The sequence below is a fragment of the Paracoccus sp. R86501 genome, from assembly GCF_042466435.1.
In the GTDB taxonomy this organism is placed as follows: Bacteria; Pseudomonadota; Alphaproteobacteria; order Rhodobacterales; family Rhodobacteraceae; genus Paracoccus.
In genome coordinates this window covers 150,763-166,765 of record NZ_JAXHPZ010000001.1, presented here as the reverse complement: position 1 = coordinate 166,765, position 16,003 = coordinate 150,763, and the positions used below count along the sequence as shown (strand labels likewise).

The following is a 16,003-nucleotide window of genomic DNA, read 5'->3' as shown; positions in this document are numbered from 1 at the left end:
CGTCAAAGGATCATCTTGTACCCCAGATGCGATTGTTCGAACCCCAGCCGGTCATAGAACCGGTGGGCATCGAGGCGTGACTTGTCCGTCGTCAGCTGCACCATCGCGCAGCCATGCGACCGGCAGGTCGCCACCGCCCATTCGATCATCTGCTGCCCGATCCCTTGCCCGCGCAGATGGCCTGCAATCCGCACGGCCTCGATCTGGCCGCGGATCGCGCCGCCGCGTGACAGCCCTTGGGTAAAGGTCAGCTGCAGCGTGCCAATGACCTGCCCATCGTGATCCGCCACGGCCAGCAGTTGGTTTGGATCGGCATCGATCCGGTCGAAGGCCGCGGCATAGGCACCGCCCGAAGACGCCTCGCGCGCGGCCCCCAAGGCATCATCGGCTAGCAGTGCCACGATGGCGGGCAAGTCGTTGCGCGTGGCGCGGCGGAAGGCGACCCTCACGGCTGCGCGGTGCTTTCAGTGGGCAGTTCCGGCGTGGCGGCGCCTTCGGCGGGAACCTCGCCCTCGGATGCGTCATCGGGTTTCACCAGCCGGTTGTCCTGCCATTCGCCCGATGCGACCTGACCGGTGGCATAGCGCATGACGCCTTCGCCCTGGCGCTTGCCGGCGGCGAAATTGCCCTCGTATTTGTCGCCATTGGCATAGGTGGCGGTGCCGTCGCCGTCGATCTCTCCGCCCTTCCAGCCGCCTTCATAGATGAAGCCGTCGGGCGTCGTCAGGCGACCCTGACCTTCGCGGACGCCGTTGACGAAGCTGCCGGTATAGACCGTGCCGTCGGGATAGGTGGCCTGACCTTCGCCGTGGCGCTGGCCGTCCTTCCACGCGCCGGAATAGACATAGCCGTCGGGATAGGACATGCGCCCCTGCCCGTCGTTGCGCGCGTTGCGGAAGCTGCCCTCATAGACCATGCCATTAGCATAGCTGGCCTTGCCGTCGCCCTCGATCACGCCCTCGGACCATTGGCCTTCATAGGTGGAACCGTCGGCATAGGTGATCTTGCCGCTGCCGTCGGGCCGGTCGGCGCGCATCTGTCCCAGATAGACGGACCCGTCGGGATAGGTGATCTGGCCCCGCCCCTCCATCCGACCCTTGGACCATTCACCAACATAGACGTAACCATCCGCGCCGGTGAAGGTGCCCTGACCGTCGCGGCGATCATTGGCGAATTCGCCGTCATAGACATCACCGTTGGCATAGGTGGCGACACCCTTGCCCTGACGGCGGCCACCTTCCAGCGCCCCTTCGTATTTGTCGCCGGTGGATTGCACCAGAACGCCATTGCCCGACATCTGACCCGCGGCCCAGACCCCGTCATAGGTCAGCCCGTCGGCCATGGTCAGCTTGCCCTTGCCCGCGCGCTGCCCGGCCAGCATGCCGCCTTCATAAGTCGCGCCGTCGGGATAGGTGATCTTGCCCTGGCCTTCCTTGACGCCCGCCACCCAATCGCCCTCGTAGCGGTATCCGTTCGACTGACGCAGCACGCCCTTGCCATGATGCAGGCCCTTTTCGAACTGACCCTGATAGACGGACCCGTTGGCATAGGTGGCCTTGCCTTCGCCCGTGATTTCCCCCGCGACCCAGGCGCCTTCGTATGTGCCGCCATCGGCATAGGTGATCTTGCCGGCACCGTCGGGCTTGCCACGGGCGAACTGGCCTTCGTAGACGGATCCATTGGGAAATTCGGCGCGGCCCTGACCCATGATCTGGCCTTCGACCCAATCGCCTTCGTAACGGTAACCATTGGGCAGGACATAGCTGCCCTGGCCATGCTGCAACCCGTTGCGGAAGGTGCCTTCATAGACACCCCCGTCGTCATATTGCTTGGTGATGACCTGGGCACCCGCCTGCGCCGTCATGCCCATCACGGCCAGCGCCACTGCGCCCACTGCCGTCGCCGCCCGAGTTGCCGCTTTCATCGCCTCTGCCCTCATGGTGTTTTGCCCGAAGGTTTACCCCAGCAGCGCCCCATGCGCAAAGGCCGACTTTTCCTTGGCGCGCCGATCCTTTATCCCCGACCCCAAGCCATTGCCCAACGCATCGGGGATCAGACCATGACCGAACGCTTCCGCCTGACCATCGGCCAGTTGAACGCCACCGTCGGCGATCTGCCCGGCAATGCCGCCAAGGCGCGCGATGCCTGGGAGCAGGCCCGCGACGCCGGTGCCGACATGCTGGCCCTGCCCGAGATGTTCATCACCGGCTATCAGACCCAAGATCTGGTGCTGAAACCCGCCTTCACCCGGCAGGCGGTCGAGGCGGTGATGGAGTTGGGCACCTCGCTGACAGTCGGCCCTGCCATCGGCATCGGTGGCCCTTGGGCCGAAGGTGGCAAGCTGTACAACGCCTATTTCGTGTTCCGCGACGGGGCGCTGGTCGCCCGCGTGCTGAAACATCACCTGCCGCACAAACAGCTGTTCGACGAATTGCGCCTGTTCGACAGCGGCCCGATCAGCGGCCCCTATCCCGTCGGCCCCGCTCGCATCGGGTCGCCCATCTGCGAGGACAGCTGGTATCCCGACGTGGCCGAAACGCTGGAAGAAACGGGGGCCGAAATTCTGGTCGTCCCGAATGGCAGCCCCTATCACCGCGAAAAGCTGGACCTGCGCATGGGCCATATGGTCGGCCGCGTGATCGAGACCGGCCTGCCGCTGGTCTATGTGAACATGGTCGGCGGTCAGGATGACCAGTTGTATGACGGGGCCAGCTTCGTGCTGAACCCCGGCGGCAAGAAGGTCGTGCAGCTGCCCGCGTTCGAAGAAGCCATCGCCCATGTCGATTTCATCCGTGGCGATGACGGCTGGCTGGCACAGGCGGGCGACATGGCGGTTCAGCCGGATGCGTGGGAACAGGATTATTTCGCCATGACGCTTGGCCTGCGCGATTACTTGCGCAAGTCGGGCTTCAAGAAAGTGGTGCTGGGCATGTCTGGCGGCATCGACAGCGCGTTGGTCGCCACCATCGCCGCCGATGCCATCGGGCCGGACAATGTCCGCTGCGTGATGCTGCCTTCGGAATACACCTCGCAGACCAGCCTGGACGATGCCGCCGATTGCGCCACGCGGATCGGGGCGCGTCTGGATACCGTCCATATCGAGGGCGCACGCGATGCGGTGGGCAATGCCTTGGCCCATCTGATGGAGGGCACCCAGCCCGACACGACCGAGGAAAACATCCAGTCCCGCCTGCGCGGTGTGATGTTGATGGCGATCTCGAACAAGTTCGGGGAAATGCTGCTGACCACCGGCAACAAGTCCGAGGTCGCGGTTGGTTATGCCACGATCTATGGGGATATGGCGGGGGGCTATAACCCCATCAAAGACCTGTATAAAACCCGCGTCTTCGAGACCTGCCGCTGGCGGAACCAGAACCACCGCGACTGGATGCTGGGCAATGAGGGCGAGGTGATCCCGCCCCGCATCATCAGCAAGCCCCCTTCGGCCGAACTGCGTCCCGACCAGAAGGACGAGGATTCGCTGCCGCCCTACGAAGTGCTGGACGCCATTCTGGAGGGGCTGGTCGAAAAGGATCTGGCACTGGCCGATCTGGTCGAACAGGGCTTTGAGGCCGACACTGTGCGGCAGGTGGAAAAGCTGCTCTATATCAGCGAATGGAAACGCTATCAGGCAGCGCCCGGTCCGCGGATCTCGCCCCGAGCCTTCTGGCTGGACCGCCGCTATCCGCTGGTGAACCGCTGGCGGGACAAGCTTTAGGCGTCAGAACTCCAGCCATGTGCCCAGCCGGACGGCCTGTTCGGCGGGGCCGGACAGGGGCTGGATCCCGCCCAGTTCGATCTTGACCGGGCCGGGTGCGTCAAAGACCAGCGAGGGGGCCAGGCGGGCGGCAAAGCCATCGTCCTGGCGGTCCTCCAACCACAGGCTGTTGATCACCATCAGCCCGTCGCGGGGGCGCAGACCCAAGGTCAGGTCGGCCTTGACCACCCGTTCGGCGCTCAGGATGCTGTCAAACAGCGCGGACATGCCGGGGTCCGGCGTCTCTGTTTCCGAATGCGGAGCGCCGGTCATCCGCGCCAGAAGCTGCGCGCTCATCCAGCCGCCGCCCCACCGCTCGAACCCCCGTCCCCAAGACAACGCCGCCTGCGCCAACGGCAGGAATTCATCGCCGCTGCGGACCACGCCCAGGCCCGATTGCACCGCGATGCGGTTGACGCCTTGCCCGTCATCCAACGGGTGCTGCAACCACAGGATGGCACCGGTTTCGGTCGAGGAGCGGTTGATTTCGACGCCCAACGTAGTGCTGGGCGTCAGCCCGTATTCCGCATAGGCCGAGACAGAGCCGACCCCCGCCCTGTTACGCTCGCCCGAAAACGACAGAAAGGTCTGCCCCACCTCACGCGGCCAAGGTCCTGCCTGTGCAGGCCAAGGCAGCAGCAGCGCCAGCATCATGGCAAATCGGATCATCACGGCCCTCCGGGGATGGGGCCAGCCTGCCACAACCTGAACGTGTAATCGAGCCGATAATCGTCGGTATCAGGGCACTTCGATCTTGCCGACCAAGGGGACGTCGTCGCGGGGGCCGACGCTGTGACGCTCGATCATGCGGTGGACGGATGGATCGCCGTCGCCGCGATGCAGGGCGCGCAGTTCGGTCGTGACCTCGGCGTCGGCTTTGGTGCGGCGCAGGTTGTGGCGGATGTATTCGTCCCAAGTGGCGATGTGATAGCTTTCACTCCAGTGATCGGGATGTTCCAGATCACGCAGCAAGGCCCATCCGCGCGCGCCGTCGCGGCGGCGGATCATCCGGCGCTGCTGCATCAGGCGCAGGAATTCCGGCACGTCGTCATGGTCGATCAGATAATCCACCATCACCATGATCGGCCCCGACCGTCCACGCAGGTCCAGCTGCAAGGCAGGTTCCTGGAACCTGTTGGCGGGGTCCAGATCGCGGCTGCCGAATTCCGGTGCGCGCAGCCAGATGCCCAAGGCGCCGCCGATCAGCAGCAACAGCCCTGCCGCCGTCAGCGCGGGCTGCACGCCATGCGCCCCGGCGATGCCGCCCCAGGCCCATGACCCCGCCGCCATGCCGCCAAAGGTCGCCGTCTGGTACAGCGCCAGCGCGCGGGCCACGACCCAACGCGGCGTGGACAGCTGCACCGTCACGTTGAACAGCGACAGCGCCAGCACCCATGATGCGCCTGCGGGCAGCATCGCCAGCGCATGCAGCCAGATCGCATCGGTCAGCCCCAGTACCAATGCGGCAAAGGCGAAACCGGCAAAGGCCATGCGGACGATGCTTTCGTTCGACATATGCGCGCGGATCCGCGGGTTCAGCACCGCGCCACCGATGGCACCCACGCCATAGCAGCCCAGCAATCCGCCAAACAGCAGCGACCCGCCCTCGGGGTGGCTTTTGGCGACCAGCGGCAGCAGCGCCAGAACGGCGATGGCGGCAAAGCCGAACAGCGCGCCGCGCAGCATCACGCGGATCAGGTTCGGCGACAACGCGACATAGCGCAAGCCTGCGCCCATGGCCGGGATGAACGGCTCGGGGGTGGTGACGCGGGGGGCCAGCTGCGGTTTCCAGCGCGCCATCGCCCCAAGCAGCGGCAGATAGCTGAGCGCGTTAACGGCAAATGCCGCCGCCGCGCCGAATGCCGCCACGATAAAGCCGCCCGCCGCCGGCCCCACGCTGCGCATCAGGTTGAAGCCGACGGAATTCAGGCTGACCGCCGCCGGCAGGTCCTTGCGGTCCACCAGATCGCCGACGCTGGCCTGCCACGGCGGATTATACAGCGCCTGCCCCGCCCCCAGCATGAAGGTAAAGCCCAGCAGGACCCAAGGGGTCAGTCCCCCCGCATAGGCAACCGCCGCCAAGGCCAGCGACACGAAGGTCATGAAGCACAGCGCCGCCATCAACAGCGTCTTACGGTCGAAGATGTCGGCCAGCGCCCCCGATGCGATGGCCAGCAGCATGATCGGCAGGGTGTTCGACGCCTGCACCAGCGCGATCAGCGTCGCGCTGTCGGTCAGCTGGGTCATCAGCCATGCCGCGCCCACGGCCTGCACCAGCCCCCCGAAGTTCGACACCAGCGTCGCGCTCCACAACAGGCGGAAGTCGGGATAGGACAAGGGGGCCAAGGCACCGTTGGGGCGCTTCTGCGACGGGTCGGACGCGGGGATCGTGGCGGCGGGGCGGTCGGACCGGGGATCTTCGGGGACAGGTTCTTGGGGCACGGGCAAGCTGTCTTTCGGGTTGTCGGACGTTCAGGCCTTCGGGTGGTCGATCGGGCGCGGATGGCGTGCCGCGAAACCGGGCAGGACAGGTCCGATCATGCGGGCGTTGCGATTCTCTGCGCGGATCATGCAGGCATTTGCACAGCCGGGATGAAACCTTTCTACACGCCAAGTTGTTCCCACGGCAGTTAAAGTTGATCAAGCTGACACCGCCGCGCAACAGGCAAGGTCGTGTCTGGTCACGACGGCCTGTTCGTCGGCGTGCAAGGCTTGACGCGCAAAGGGCCCTGTGCCCATGGAATGATGATGAATCACGGATCGGGGCGACCCTTTGCCGTGGTGGAATGTTTTTGCTGCTTCGGTCCCCGGCTCTGCCGCCTGCGGCCGACGATGAACAAGGAAATTGAAACGATGCGCCTCGCTTCTCTTCTCGCGGCGGCGGCCCTCGGGCTGGCGGCCTGCGGTCCCTCGCAGGAAACCGCTGCTCCGGCCGTGCAACAACCCGCGACGGTTCCCGACATCTACAAGGCCCGCACCGACACCGGCCCCGATGGCAACCCCATCCAGATCGCAGCCGTCCGCGCTGCCTATCTGGTCGACCGCAACCAGCGCCAGCTGGTCCCCTATAACGGCACCGAAGCGGCTGGCACCATCGTCGTCAACCCCTATGCCCGCGTGCTGTACCACGTCCAGGACGGTGGTCAGGCCATGCGCTATGGTGTCGCCGTCGGCCGCGCCGGCAAGGGCTTCGAGGGCAGCGCGACCATCGCCCGCAAGGCGGCCTGGCCCAGCTGGCGCCCGACCGACAACATGCTGCGGACCGAGCCCGAGCTGTATTCCCAGTTCGCCGGCGGCCTGCCGGGCGGCATGCAGAACCCGCTGGGTTCGCGCGCGCTGTATCTGTATCAGGGCAGCGTCGACACCTATTACCGCATCCACGGTACGCTGGACCCCTCGTCCATCGGCAAGGCGACTTCGGCTGGCTGCATCCGGATGTTCAACCAGGACGTGATCGACCTGTTCGAACAGATCCCGACCGGCACCAAGGTCATCGTCCGTTCGGAAGCTGACAGCCTGCGCATGGAAGGCCCGATGGCGGAAACGCCCGAAGGCTATGTCCAGCCCGCAGCGCAGGTTCAGCCCGACATGCAGATGACCGCCGTTTCGGGCACTGTGCCGGCAACCACCGCCACAGCGCCCGTGACCGCGGCAGATCCCTATGCCTCGACGGCGACGGTCCAGACGGCAATGGTCACCGACCCCTATGCCGATGACAGCGCCTTCGTGTCGCCGGTCGAAAGCGCCGTCCCCGGCCAGTAACGACCCCACCTGCTTAAGGTGGCAGTTCGGCAAATCTGCAAGACCCCGGTTCGCGCCGGGGTCTTTCCAATTGCAAAACCCTCGATCTGTGCGCAATGTCGGGACAAGCCGTCCAAGCCGTTCGTTCAAGAGTTTCTGCCATGCCAAACTATGCACGACGCGAACAGGAAATCCTGAATGCCGAACAACTGGCACTGATCACGCCAAGTCGCGCCCCCGAATTGGCGCAGCTGGATGATGCCGCGGTCCTGACCTTGTTGCAGGCGCTGCAGCTGGCCCGTGACAATGCACAAGCCGTGCCTTTGATCGACAGCCCCAATCCCGCGCAACTGCTGGGCGCCGCGATCCGGCGGGTCGATCTTGAACGGCGCAAGCGCGGAATCAAGCTGCAGAAGGCCGCGCCTGCGGTCGCGGCGTCCCTGATCCCAAGCAAACCCTTGGCCGCGACCAAGCCACCGCGTCGAGCTCCGGCCATCGCCCGCAAGCCGGCGGGACGCAAATCGGCCGAGGCGCGCAAGACCGACCTGCGCACCGAACCCCATCGCGTCCCGACCCGTAAGGGCAAGACGCCCGCCCCTGCACCCGCAGTGACCGACGCCCCTGCAGATACAGTCACAAGGAACACCCAGATGTCATTGTCCGACGCCGAAAAAGCCGCCAAGCAAGCCGCCCGCAAGGCTGAAAAAGAGGCCACGAAATCGGCCGAGAAGGAAGCCGCCCGCGAAGCCCGCCGCGCCGAGCGCAAGGCCCTGAAGGATGCGGAAAAGGAACAGGCCCGTCTGGAACGCCGCGCTCAGCGCAAGGCCGACAAGGACGCCGAGCGCAAGGCGGAAAAGCAGGCCGAACGTGCCGAACGCAAGACCGCCCGCAAGGCCGAGGAAGAAGCCGAAGCCATGCCCGCCGAAAAGCCTGCGGACGCAAAGCCTGCTAATGCGAAACCCAAGTCGGACAAGCCTAAGGCTGACAAGCCCAAGGCAGCCAAAGGCAAGGGCACGGGTGCCAAGAAAGCAAAGCAGGACTGATGCCGCAGGCAAAGGCCTCAGGATGACACGACTGATCGGAACCTTCCTAAGCGTTGCGCTGGCCTTGGTCGCGACGGTCACAGCCGCGCCCGAAGTTCGGGCGCGGCCTGCCGTTAACGCATATCTTGGTCTGGCCCCGCGCAAGCCCTCTGAGGATCTGCGCTGCACCGATGACGGGCGCGACTGCATCCGCAAGGACAACTATGCCGCCGATGTCTGCAAGCTGATCGAGCGGAATGCCAGCGAACAGGGGCTGGACCCGAATTTCCTGGCGCGTCTGTTGTGGAAGGAAAGCCGGTTCGAGCCGTCTGCCGTCAGCCCCGCAGGCGCGCTTGGCATCGCGCAATTCATGCCCGGCACCGCCGATCTTTATTGGCTGGACGATCCGTTCAACCCCGCACAGGCCATCCACAAGGCGGCATGGTATCTGGGCACGCTGGCCGACCGTTTCGGCAACATCGGGCTGGCTGCCGTGGCCTATAATGGCGGTGAAAATCGCGCGGCGCGGTTCATTCAGCAGCAGACCACCCTGCCCTATGAGACCATCGATTACGTCGAATCGATCACCGGCTTCGGGGCTCATCGCTGGCGTGACAACCCGCCCGACAAAGGCGACCTGACGCTGGCGCTGAACAAGGACATGGCCTTCCGTCCCGCCTGCGAAAAGATGGCGGGCGACCGCAGCCTGCGCGAATTCAACACCCAGCCCCGCGTCTTTCCTTGGGGCGTGATCGTCGCCAGCCACCCCAGCAGGTCGGGCGCGGCACAACAGGTGGCACGCCTGAACCGCACATTGCGTCCCATTCTGGATGACGGCGCCAGCGTCGGTTACGTCCGCAAGCGGATGAACGGCATGCCGCGCGCGGTGTATACGGCGCAGATCGGCTATAATTCCAAGAATGCCGCCGCGACCTTCTGCAACCGCTTCAAGCGGGTCGGTGGGCGCTGCATCGTGCTGAAGAACTGACCGTCACAGGAAGCTTTGCGGGTCAATGTCCACCGACAGCCGCAGGTTGGTCGGCGGCTTGGCCAGCGCCAGCCAATCGGCGATGGCGCTTTGCAGCGGGGCCTGACGCGGCGCGCGGATCAACATTCGCATCCGGTGACGTCCCCTGACCCGCGCAATGGGTGCAGGCGCAGGGCCCCATAGCTCGGCGCCAGCCTGCGCCAGAGGTTCGGCGAGAGATGCCAGATGGCGGGCGAAATCGCTGACGACACCAAGGTCGGGATGCGACAGGATTACCCCCGCCAGACGGCCAAAGGGGGGCATGCCCGCTGCCTGACGGCCCGCGGCCTCGGCGTCCCAGAAGCCCTCGTCCTGACCTGACAGGATCGCGCGGATCACCGCGTGGTCGGGCTGGTGGGTCTGCAGCATCGCCACCCCCGGCGCGGCCCCCGACTGCCTCCCTGCACGGCCCGCCACCTGCCGCATCAGCTGAAAGCTGCGTTCGGCGGCGCGCAGGTCTGCCCCTTGCAGACCAAGGTCGGCGTCGATGACGCCCACCAGCGTCAGACGGCTGAAGTTGTGGCCCTTGGCGACGATCTGGGTGCCGATGATGATGTCGGTATCGCCATCGGCGATCTGGGCGATCGCCTCTTTCAACGCGCGCGAGGAATGAAACAGGTCCGAGGATAGGACCGTCGCCTTGGCATCGGGGAAACGGGCGGCGACTTCCTCGGCGATGCGTTCGACGCCGGGGCCGATGGGGGCCAGCTTGCCCTCGACCTGACAGGATGGGCAGGCGGCGGGGATGGGGCGCGTTTCGCCGCATTGATGGCAGACAAGGCGGTTCTGGAAGCGGTGTTCGACCATCCGCGCATCGCATTGGTGACAGCCGATCTGTTCCCCGCAGGCGCGGCAGACCGTGACCGGCGCAAAGCCGCGGCGGTTCAGGAACATCAGTGATTGCTCGCCCTTGGCCAGCCGCGCCTCGACCTCGCGCACCAGCGTGGGGGAAATCCAGCGGCCCGGTTCCATCGCCTCGGCGCGCAGGTCGATGGCGGACATCTGCGGCAGCTCGGCCTCGCCATAGCGGGACCGCAGGTCCAGACGGGTGTATTTGCCGCTGGCCGCATTCACCCAGCTTTCAAGGCTGGGCGTCGCGGATGCCAGCACGACCTGCGCCTTGTTGATGGATGCCCGCAGTACCGCCATATCGCGGGCGCTGTAAAAGACCACGTCTTCCTGCTTGTAGCTGCTGTCATGTTCCTCATCGACGACGATCAGGCCCAGATCGGCAAAGGGCAGGAACAGTGCCGAACGGGCACCGACGACCAGCCCGACCTGATTCTTGCCGGCCATATGCCACAACCGGCGGCGTTCGCTGCGGGTGATGCCGCTGTGCCATTCGCCGGGGCGGGCGCCGAAACGTGCCTCGACCCGGTCCAGAAATTCCGACGACAGCGCAATTTCGGGCAGCAGGACCAGCGCCTGACGACCTTGGGCCAGACATTCGGCGACGGCCTCAAGATAGACCTCGGTCTTGCCCGACCCCGTGACGCCGCGCAGCAGGGTGGTGCCATAACTGCGGGCGCGGATCTTGTCGCGCATCGCATCGGCGGCCTCCTGTTGATCGGCGGCCAGGGGCTTGCCCGACATCATCGGGTCCAGACGCGGATAGGGCAGATCTCGGGGTGCCTCGATCTCGGCCAGCGCGCCTTGGGTGACCAAACCTTTGACAACCGACGAGCCGACGCCTGCCAGCTGCGCCAGTTCGGATGCGGCAAAGCTGGCCCCGCCATGATCGGCCATCACCTGCAGCACGCGGGCCCGCGCCTCGGTCATGCGTTCGGGCTGACCCGACCCCTGAACGATCACACGACGCGCAGCGGGCGGCTGGTCCAGATCGGGGGCGCGGGTCGCCATGCGCAGCATCAAGGGCAGCGGCGTCAGGGTGTAATCGGCGGCGCGGGTCAGGAAATCGAGGAAACCCGCCGAAAAGGGTTCGGCGTCCAGAACGCGGGCCACGGGGCGCAGCTTGGCCAGATCGAAATCGCCCAGACCTTCGCCCCAGACCAGCCCCAGCACACGGCGCGGCCCAAGCGGCACCAGCACCAGCTGGCCGTGACGCACCCCGCCTTCGGGGGCCAGATAGTCCAACACCCCCACCGGTTCGCAGGTCAGGACCGCAATGCGGTCGCGGGGGGCAAAAAAGGCGGGCATGTCGTTCATCACCCGCGATAACTACGCCCCGCCCGCGCGGTTGCAAGCCCTGCGGCGGGGGTTGTTTCCCTTTCCGCCCCGCGCCACATGTCGTATGACCTTGCTGAACCGTGTAAGAGGAGCCGGACATGAAATTCTTCGTCGATACCGCCGATGTCGCTGCGATCAAGGAACTGAACGATCTGGGCATGGTGGATGGTGTGACCACCAACCCCTCGCTGATCCTGAAATCGGGCCGCGACATCGCCGAAGTCACCAAAGAGATCTGTGATCTGGTCGACGGTCCCGTCAGCGCCGAAGTGGTGGCTGAAAAGGCCGACGACATGATCCGCGAAGGCAAGCATCTTGCCAAGATCGCCGAAAACATCACCGTCAAGGTTCCGCTGACCTGGGACGGCCTGAAGGCCTGCCGCGTCCTGTCGGACGAAGGCTATATGGTCAACGTCACGCTGTGCTTCAGCGCCGCGCAGGCCCTGCTAGCCGCCAAGGCGGGTGCGACCTTCATCAGCCCCTTCATCGGCCGCCTGGACGACATCAACCTGGACGGCATGGATCTGATCGCGGACATCCGCGAGATCTATGACAACTATGGTTACGAAACCGAGATCCTGGCCGCCTCGATCCGCAGCGTCAGCCACATCACCGACGCCGCCAAGATCGGCGCGGACGTGATCACCGCGCCGCCGTCGGTCATCAAGGCGATGGCGAACCACGTCTTGACCGACAAGGGTCTGGCGCAGTTCAATGCCGATTGGGCGCAGACCGGTCAGAAGATCGGCTGAACATAAGAAACGGCGACAAGGGGCAACGGCATGAGCGACGGTCTGGAACAGGAAATCCGTGACAGGCTGCTGGCCAGCCCCCAGGACCTGCTGGCGGACCGCGATGTCATGCGCGCCCTTGTCGCCACCCACGAGGCCGAGACCGGTGACAATGTCATCGACATCCGTGGCCGCGCCATGCATGCGCTGGAATCACGCCTGAACCGGTTGGAGGCGACGCATGAAAGCGTCATCGCCGCTGCCTATGACAACCAGTCGGGCATGGCGGTGGTGCATCGCGCCGTTCTGGGCCTGCTGGAATCGGACGACCTTTCGGATCTGGTCGGCAGCCTGCAATCCCATACTGCCCCCCTGCTGCGCATCGAGACGCTGCGTCTGGTGGTCGAGGGCACGCATGAACTGATCCTGCCCGAAGACACGCTGATCACCCCCGAAGGCGCCATCGACAGCATCATTCAGGCCGGGCGTCGCACGCCTCGTGGCGATGACATCGTCCTGCGCGCCGCGCTGGTCCTGACCCGGCCGCTGCATGGCCGCACCATCGCATCCGAGGCGCTGCTGCCCCTGGATCTGGGCGCGGGGATGCCGCGCGCCATGCTGCTGATGGGCAGCGCCGATGCCAGCCGCTTCATGCCCGCCCATGGCACCGACCTGCTGCGCTTCTTCGCGCAGGTCTTCCGGATGGTCCTGCTGGACCGCCTGAAACGATGACCCAGTCACCGCTGCTGGCGCTGGCACCCGCCACCAGCCATGCGCTGGCCCGCTGGCTGGAAACCGAGGCCTCGACCCGCGACCGGTCCGATCACACGATCACCGCCTATCAGGCCGATGTCATCGCCTTCCTGCATTTCATCGGCCATCACCACGGCGGTGCGGCCACCCCCAATTCGCTTGGCACCCTGCGGCAGTCGGACATGCGCGCCTTTTCGGCCGCCGAACGCGGACGGGGTCTGGGCGCGCGATCACTGGCGCGGCGGCAATCGGCGGTGCGCAGCTTCCTGCGCTGGCTGTCCGACCGCGAGGGATACGACCTCTCTGCCGCGCTGTCGGCCCGCAGCCCGAAATACGCGCGGTCCCTGCCCCGTCCTCTGACGCCCGATCAGGCACAGGACACGCTGGCGCAGGTCGCACTGCATGAGACGCCCTGGGTCGCGGCGCGCGATGCGGCCGTGCTGACCCTGCTGTGGGGCAGCGGGCTGCGCATATCCGAGGCGCTAGCGCTGAACGGTGCCGACTGGCCCTTCCGCGATGCGCTGACCATCCGCGGCAAAGGCGGGCGTGAACGGCAGGTGCCGGTGCTGCCGGTCGCGCGGCAAGCCATCGCGGAATATCTGGACCTGTCGCCTTGGGGCCATGTCGCCGATCAGCCCCTGTTCCGCGGCGTGCGCGGCAAGCGGCTGGCGGGCGATGCGGTGGCAGGCGCGATGCGCAAGGCGCGGGCGTCGCTTGGGTTGCCGGCCTCGGCCACGCCCCATGCGCTGCGCCACAGCTTCGCGACGCATCTGCTGTCGGCGGGTGGCGATCTGCGGACCATTCAGGAACTATTGGGCCATGCCAGCCTGTCCACCACGCAGGTCTATACCGGGGTCGACGATGCCCAGCTGATGGCGGTTTACAGGGCCGCGCATCCGCGCAGTTGAACCCGCACCGCACGGGCGGCGTTATCCAGACAACATGTTGAAAAGAAGGCTTTCAGGATGACCAACCACGCGATCTTCGACCGCCCCCTAGGCGTCAATCCGCCCCCCGGATACGATCAGGCCATCTTTGGCATGGGCTGCTATTGGGGGGTCGAGCGTCTGTTCTGGCAACAGAACGGCATCTGGCTGACCGAGGTCGGCTTTGCCGGCGGCGACGTGCAGAACCCGACCTATGATCAGGTCAAGCGCGGCGATACCGGCCATGCCGAGGTCGTGCGGATCATCTATGACAGCTCGCTGATCAGCTATGATCACCTGCTGCAGCTGTTCTGGGAAAACCACGACCCCACCCAAGGCGAACGGCAGGGCAACGATGTGGGCAGCCAGTATCGCAGCCTTATCATGACCTTCTCGGAGGCGCAGGAGGCAGCTGCCGAGGCAGCCAAGGCGGATTACAACAACCGTCTGGCCGTGCAGGGTTTCCCCGAAATCACCACCGATATCCTTCCCGCCGGACCCTTCTGGCCCGCCCATGAGGCCCATCAGCAATACCTGGAAAAGAACCCCGACGGTTATTGCGGCCTCAAGGGGACGGGGGTAGAGGCGTCCATGCCCAATCCGGATCCGATCTGATGCCCACATATACCGCACTGACCCACCTGCCCGGCCGCGAAGCCGCCGAAGCCCTTGCCGAGGACTGCGAGGATCTGACCCCCGAGCCTGTCGGCACCGGCGTCTTCGAGATCGAAGACGGCTCCGAGCGGTGGGAGGTCGGTGCCTATTTCACCGAAAGCCCCGATGAGATCGCGCTGGCCCTGCTGGCCGCCGCGCATGGTGCCAACCCCTTCGTCATCTCGGAACTGCCCGAGGTCGATTGGGTCGCCCATGTGCGCCGCGAACTGACGCCTGTGCATGCGGGTCGCTTCTATGTCCACGGCAGCCACAGCGCCGATGACATTCCCGAAGGCGTTGAGCCCCTGTGGATCGAGGCCGCCATGGCCTTCGGCACCGGTCATCACAACACCACCAAGGGCTGCCTCGAGGCCGTCAACCGTCTGGCGACCGAGGGTTTCCAAGCCACCCGCATTGCCGATATCGGCTGCGGCACCGCCGTTCTGGGAATGGGCGCCGCGCGTCTGTGGAATGTAACTGTGCTGGCCAGCGACATCGATCCGGTCGCCGTCGATACGGCCGCCGCCAATGTCATCGCCAACGGTCTTGATGGCCGCGTCGTCTGCATGGAGGCCGCAGGCTTCGATCACCCGACGCTGCATCAGGCCGCGCCCTATGATCTGGTGCTGGCCAATATCCTGAAGCAGCCGCTGATCGATCTGGCGGGCGACATGGGCCGCTATGTCGCGCCCCAAGGCAAGATCATCCTGTCGGGTATCCTGACCACGCAGGCCGACGATGTGGTTCAGGCCTATGGCAAGACCGGCTTTACGCTGGACCGCCGCGACGATCAGGGCGACTGGACAACGCTGGTCCTGACACGCGGCTGATCCCGCCCGACGTGCAGACATGAAAAAACCCCCGCGAGCCTCGGCTTTCGGGGGTTCGTTCGTCTGGAAGGGGCAGTGGCTTCAGAAGCCGCGCGCAATCCGCTCGATGTCGCCGCGGCACAGACCGATATCGTCCAGCTCGCGGTCGGACAGGCGGCCCAGCTCGCGACGCGTGACGCGGGTATCTTTCCACGACGCGAACAGCGAGATGATGTGCGCGACGATGTTGCCCACGCCTCCGACAGCCACGCTGCGGTTCGTTTCGATCGTCGTCATCTTATCACCTGTTTTCAGATTGCCCTATCATCGGGCAGTTTTCGGATAACCGGTAGATAATTTGCGCAGACCGCAAAGAGTAGCCATCAAAGGGGCAAG

The 16,003-nt window shown here is 65.4% G+C and carries 15 protein-coding genes; 9 read left to right on the top strand and 6 right to left on the bottom strand.

The features are described from left to right. Window positions 1-2 precede the first annotated feature (2 nt). Together SJY40_RS00880 and SJY40_RS00875 are read right to left on the bottom strand one after the other, a co-directional pair. A complete protein-coding gene (locus SJY40_RS00880; protein ID WP_378941657.1) occupies window positions 3-449 on the bottom strand; it encodes a GNAT family N-acetyltransferase in 447 nt (148 codons plus the stop codon). Further along, window positions 446-1,924: an MORN repeat-containing protein gene (locus tag SJY40_RS00875; protein ID WP_378941655.1), complete on the bottom strand. Its 1,479-nt coding sequence runs from the start codon at window positions 1,922-1,924 to the stop codon at window positions 446-448. Before SJY40_RS00875 ends, SJY40_RS00880 begins: the two co-directional genes overlap by 4 nt. A 135-nt stretch (window positions 1,925-2,059) precedes the next feature. Between SJY40_RS00875 and SJY40_RS00870 the strand changes: the two genes are divergently transcribed. Beyond that, complete coding sequence (locus SJY40_RS00870; RefSeq protein ID WP_378941652.1) at window positions 2,060-3,718, top strand: NAD+ synthase; 1,659 nt, start codon at window positions 2,060-2,062, stop codon at window positions 3,716-3,718. Window positions 3,719-3,721: 3 nt separating this feature from the next. Here the strand turns inward: SJY40_RS00870 and SJY40_RS00865 are convergent, their stop codons facing one another. Both SJY40_RS00865 and SJY40_RS00860 read right to left on the bottom strand, forming a co-directional pair. After that, window positions 3,722-4,426 carry a hypothetical protein gene (locus SJY40_RS00865; RefSeq protein WP_378941650.1) on the bottom strand — a complete coding sequence of 235 codons (705 nt, stop codon included), beginning with the start codon at window positions 4,424-4,426 and terminating at the stop codon, window positions 3,722-3,724. Window positions 4,427-4,495: 69 nt separating this feature from the next. Continuing rightward, on the bottom strand, window positions 4,496-6,145 hold the full coding sequence (locus tag SJY40_RS00860) for an MFS transporter (protein WP_378948214.1): 1,650 nt from the start codon (window positions 6,143-6,145) through the stop codon (window positions 4,496-4,498). Window positions 6,146-6,610: 465 nt separating this feature from the next. Here SJY40_RS00860 and SJY40_RS00855 point away from each other — a divergent pair, with 465 nt between their 5' ends. The 3 genes from SJY40_RS00855 (at window position 6,611) to SJY40_RS00845 (ending at window position 9,508) form a co-directional block, all read left to right on the top strand. Beyond that, window positions 6,611-7,519, top strand: coding sequence for a L,D-transpeptidase (locus SJY40_RS00855; RefSeq protein ID WP_378941647.1), 909 nt, complete (start codon window positions 6,611-6,613; stop codon window positions 7,517-7,519). 140 nt (window positions 7,520-7,659) lie between these two features. Further along, window positions 7,660-8,541 carry a hypothetical protein gene (locus SJY40_RS00850; RefSeq protein WP_378941645.1) on the top strand — a complete coding sequence of 294 codons (882 nt, stop codon included), beginning with the start codon at window positions 7,660-7,662 and terminating at the stop codon, window positions 8,539-8,541. Between the two features lie 22 nt (window positions 8,542-8,563). Next, window positions 8,564-9,508 carry a lytic transglycosylase domain-containing protein gene (locus SJY40_RS00845; RefSeq protein ID WP_378941642.1) on the top strand — a complete coding sequence of 315 codons (945 nt, stop codon included), beginning with the start codon at window positions 8,564-8,566 and terminating at the stop codon, window positions 9,506-9,508. Window positions 9,509-9,511: 3 nt separating this feature from the next. Here the strand turns inward: SJY40_RS00845 and SJY40_RS00840 are convergent, their stop codons facing one another. Next, complete coding sequence (locus tag SJY40_RS00840) at window positions 9,512-11,704, bottom strand: primosomal protein N' (protein WP_378941640.1); 2,193 nt, start codon at window positions 11,702-11,704, stop codon at window positions 9,512-9,514. Between the two features lie 128 nt (window positions 11,705-11,832). Here SJY40_RS00840 and fsa point away from each other — a divergent pair, with 128 nt between their 5' ends. The 5 genes from fsa to SJY40_RS00815 are packed head-to-tail and all read left to right on the top strand — an operon-like array spanning window position 11,833 to window position 15,628. Next, a complete protein-coding gene (gene fsa, locus SJY40_RS00835) occupies window positions 11,833-12,486 on the top strand; it encodes a fructose-6-phosphate aldolase (RefSeq protein ID WP_378941637.1) in 654 nt (217 codons plus the stop codon). Window positions 12,487-12,516: 30 nt separating this feature from the next. Then, window positions 12,517-13,197, top strand: a complete 681-nt coding sequence (locus tag SJY40_RS00830; RefSeq protein WP_378941635.1) for a DUF484 family protein — start codon at window positions 12,517-12,519, stop codon at window positions 13,195-13,197. Next, the gene (locus SJY40_RS00825) at window positions 13,194-14,126 is read left to right on the top strand and encodes a tyrosine recombinase XerC (protein ID WP_378941633.1); all 933 of its coding nucleotides are present in this window, start codon (window positions 13,194-13,196) and stop codon (window positions 14,124-14,126) included. Before SJY40_RS00830 ends, SJY40_RS00825 begins: the two co-directional genes overlap by 4 nt. Before the next feature lie 57 nt (window positions 14,127-14,183). Further along, a complete protein-coding gene (msrA, locus tag SJY40_RS00820; protein WP_378941630.1) occupies window positions 14,184-14,759 on the top strand; it encodes a peptide-methionine (S)-S-oxide reductase MsrA in 576 nt (191 codons plus the stop codon). Beyond that, complete coding sequence (locus tag SJY40_RS00815) at window positions 14,759-15,628, top strand: 50S ribosomal protein L11 methyltransferase (RefSeq protein WP_378941628.1); 870 nt, start codon at window positions 14,759-14,761, stop codon at window positions 15,626-15,628. Before msrA ends, SJY40_RS00815 begins: the two co-directional genes overlap by 1 nt. Window positions 15,629-15,709: 81 nt before the next feature. On the opposite strand, the gene SJY40_RS00810 is transcribed toward SJY40_RS00815, so the two are convergent. After that, the gene (locus tag SJY40_RS00810) at window positions 15,710-15,904 is read right to left on the bottom strand and encodes a DUF1127 domain-containing protein (protein ID WP_378941625.1); all 195 of its coding nucleotides are present in this window, start codon (window positions 15,902-15,904) and stop codon (window positions 15,710-15,712) included. Between the last annotated feature and the right edge of the window lie 99 nt (window positions 15,905-16,003).

Coding starts and splice junctions, on each gene's coding strand:
- SJY40_RS00875 (WP_378941655.1), bottom strand. CDS start 1,924: ATGAAAGCGGCAACTCGGGCGGCGACGGCAGTGGGCGCAGTGGCGCTG.
- SJY40_RS00870 (WP_378941652.1), top strand. CDS start 2,060: ATGACCGAACGCTTCCGCCTGACCATCGGCCAGTTGAACGCCACCGTC.
- SJY40_RS00865 (WP_378941650.1), bottom strand. CDS start 4,426: ATGATCCGATTTGCCATGATGCTGGCGCTGCTGCTGCCTTGGCCTGCA.
- SJY40_RS00855 (WP_378941647.1), top strand. CDS start 6,611: ATGCGCCTCGCTTCTCTTCTCGCGGCGGCGGCCCTCGGGCTGGCGGCC.
- SJY40_RS00850 (WP_378941645.1), top strand. CDS start 7,660: ATGCCAAACTATGCACGACGCGAACAGGAAATCCTGAATGCCGAACAA.
- SJY40_RS00845 (WP_378941642.1), top strand. CDS start 8,564: ATGACACGACTGATCGGAACCTTCCTAAGCGTTGCGCTGGCCTTGGTC.
- SJY40_RS00840 (WP_378941640.1), bottom strand. CDS start 11,704: ATGCCCGCCTTTTTTGCCCCCCGCGACCGCATTGCGGTCCTGACCTGC.
- fsa (WP_378941637.1), top strand. CDS start 11,833: ATGAAATTCTTCGTCGATACCGCCGATGTCGCTGCGATCAAGGAACTG.
- SJY40_RS00830 (WP_378941635.1), top strand. CDS start 12,517: ATGAGCGACGGTCTGGAACAGGAAATCCGTGACAGGCTGCTGGCCAGC.
- SJY40_RS00825 (WP_378941633.1), top strand. CDS start 13,194: ATGACCCAGTCACCGCTGCTGGCGCTGGCACCCGCCACCAGCCATGCG.
- msrA (WP_378941630.1), top strand. CDS start 14,184: ATGACCAACCACGCGATCTTCGACCGCCCCCTAGGCGTCAATCCGCCC.
- SJY40_RS00815 (WP_378941628.1), top strand. CDS start 14,759: ATGCCCACATATACCGCACTGACCCACCTGCCCGGCCGCGAAGCCGCC.
- SJY40_RS00810 (WP_378941625.1), bottom strand. CDS start 15,904: ATGACGACGATCGAAACGAACCGCAGCGTGGCTGTCGGAGGCGTGGGC.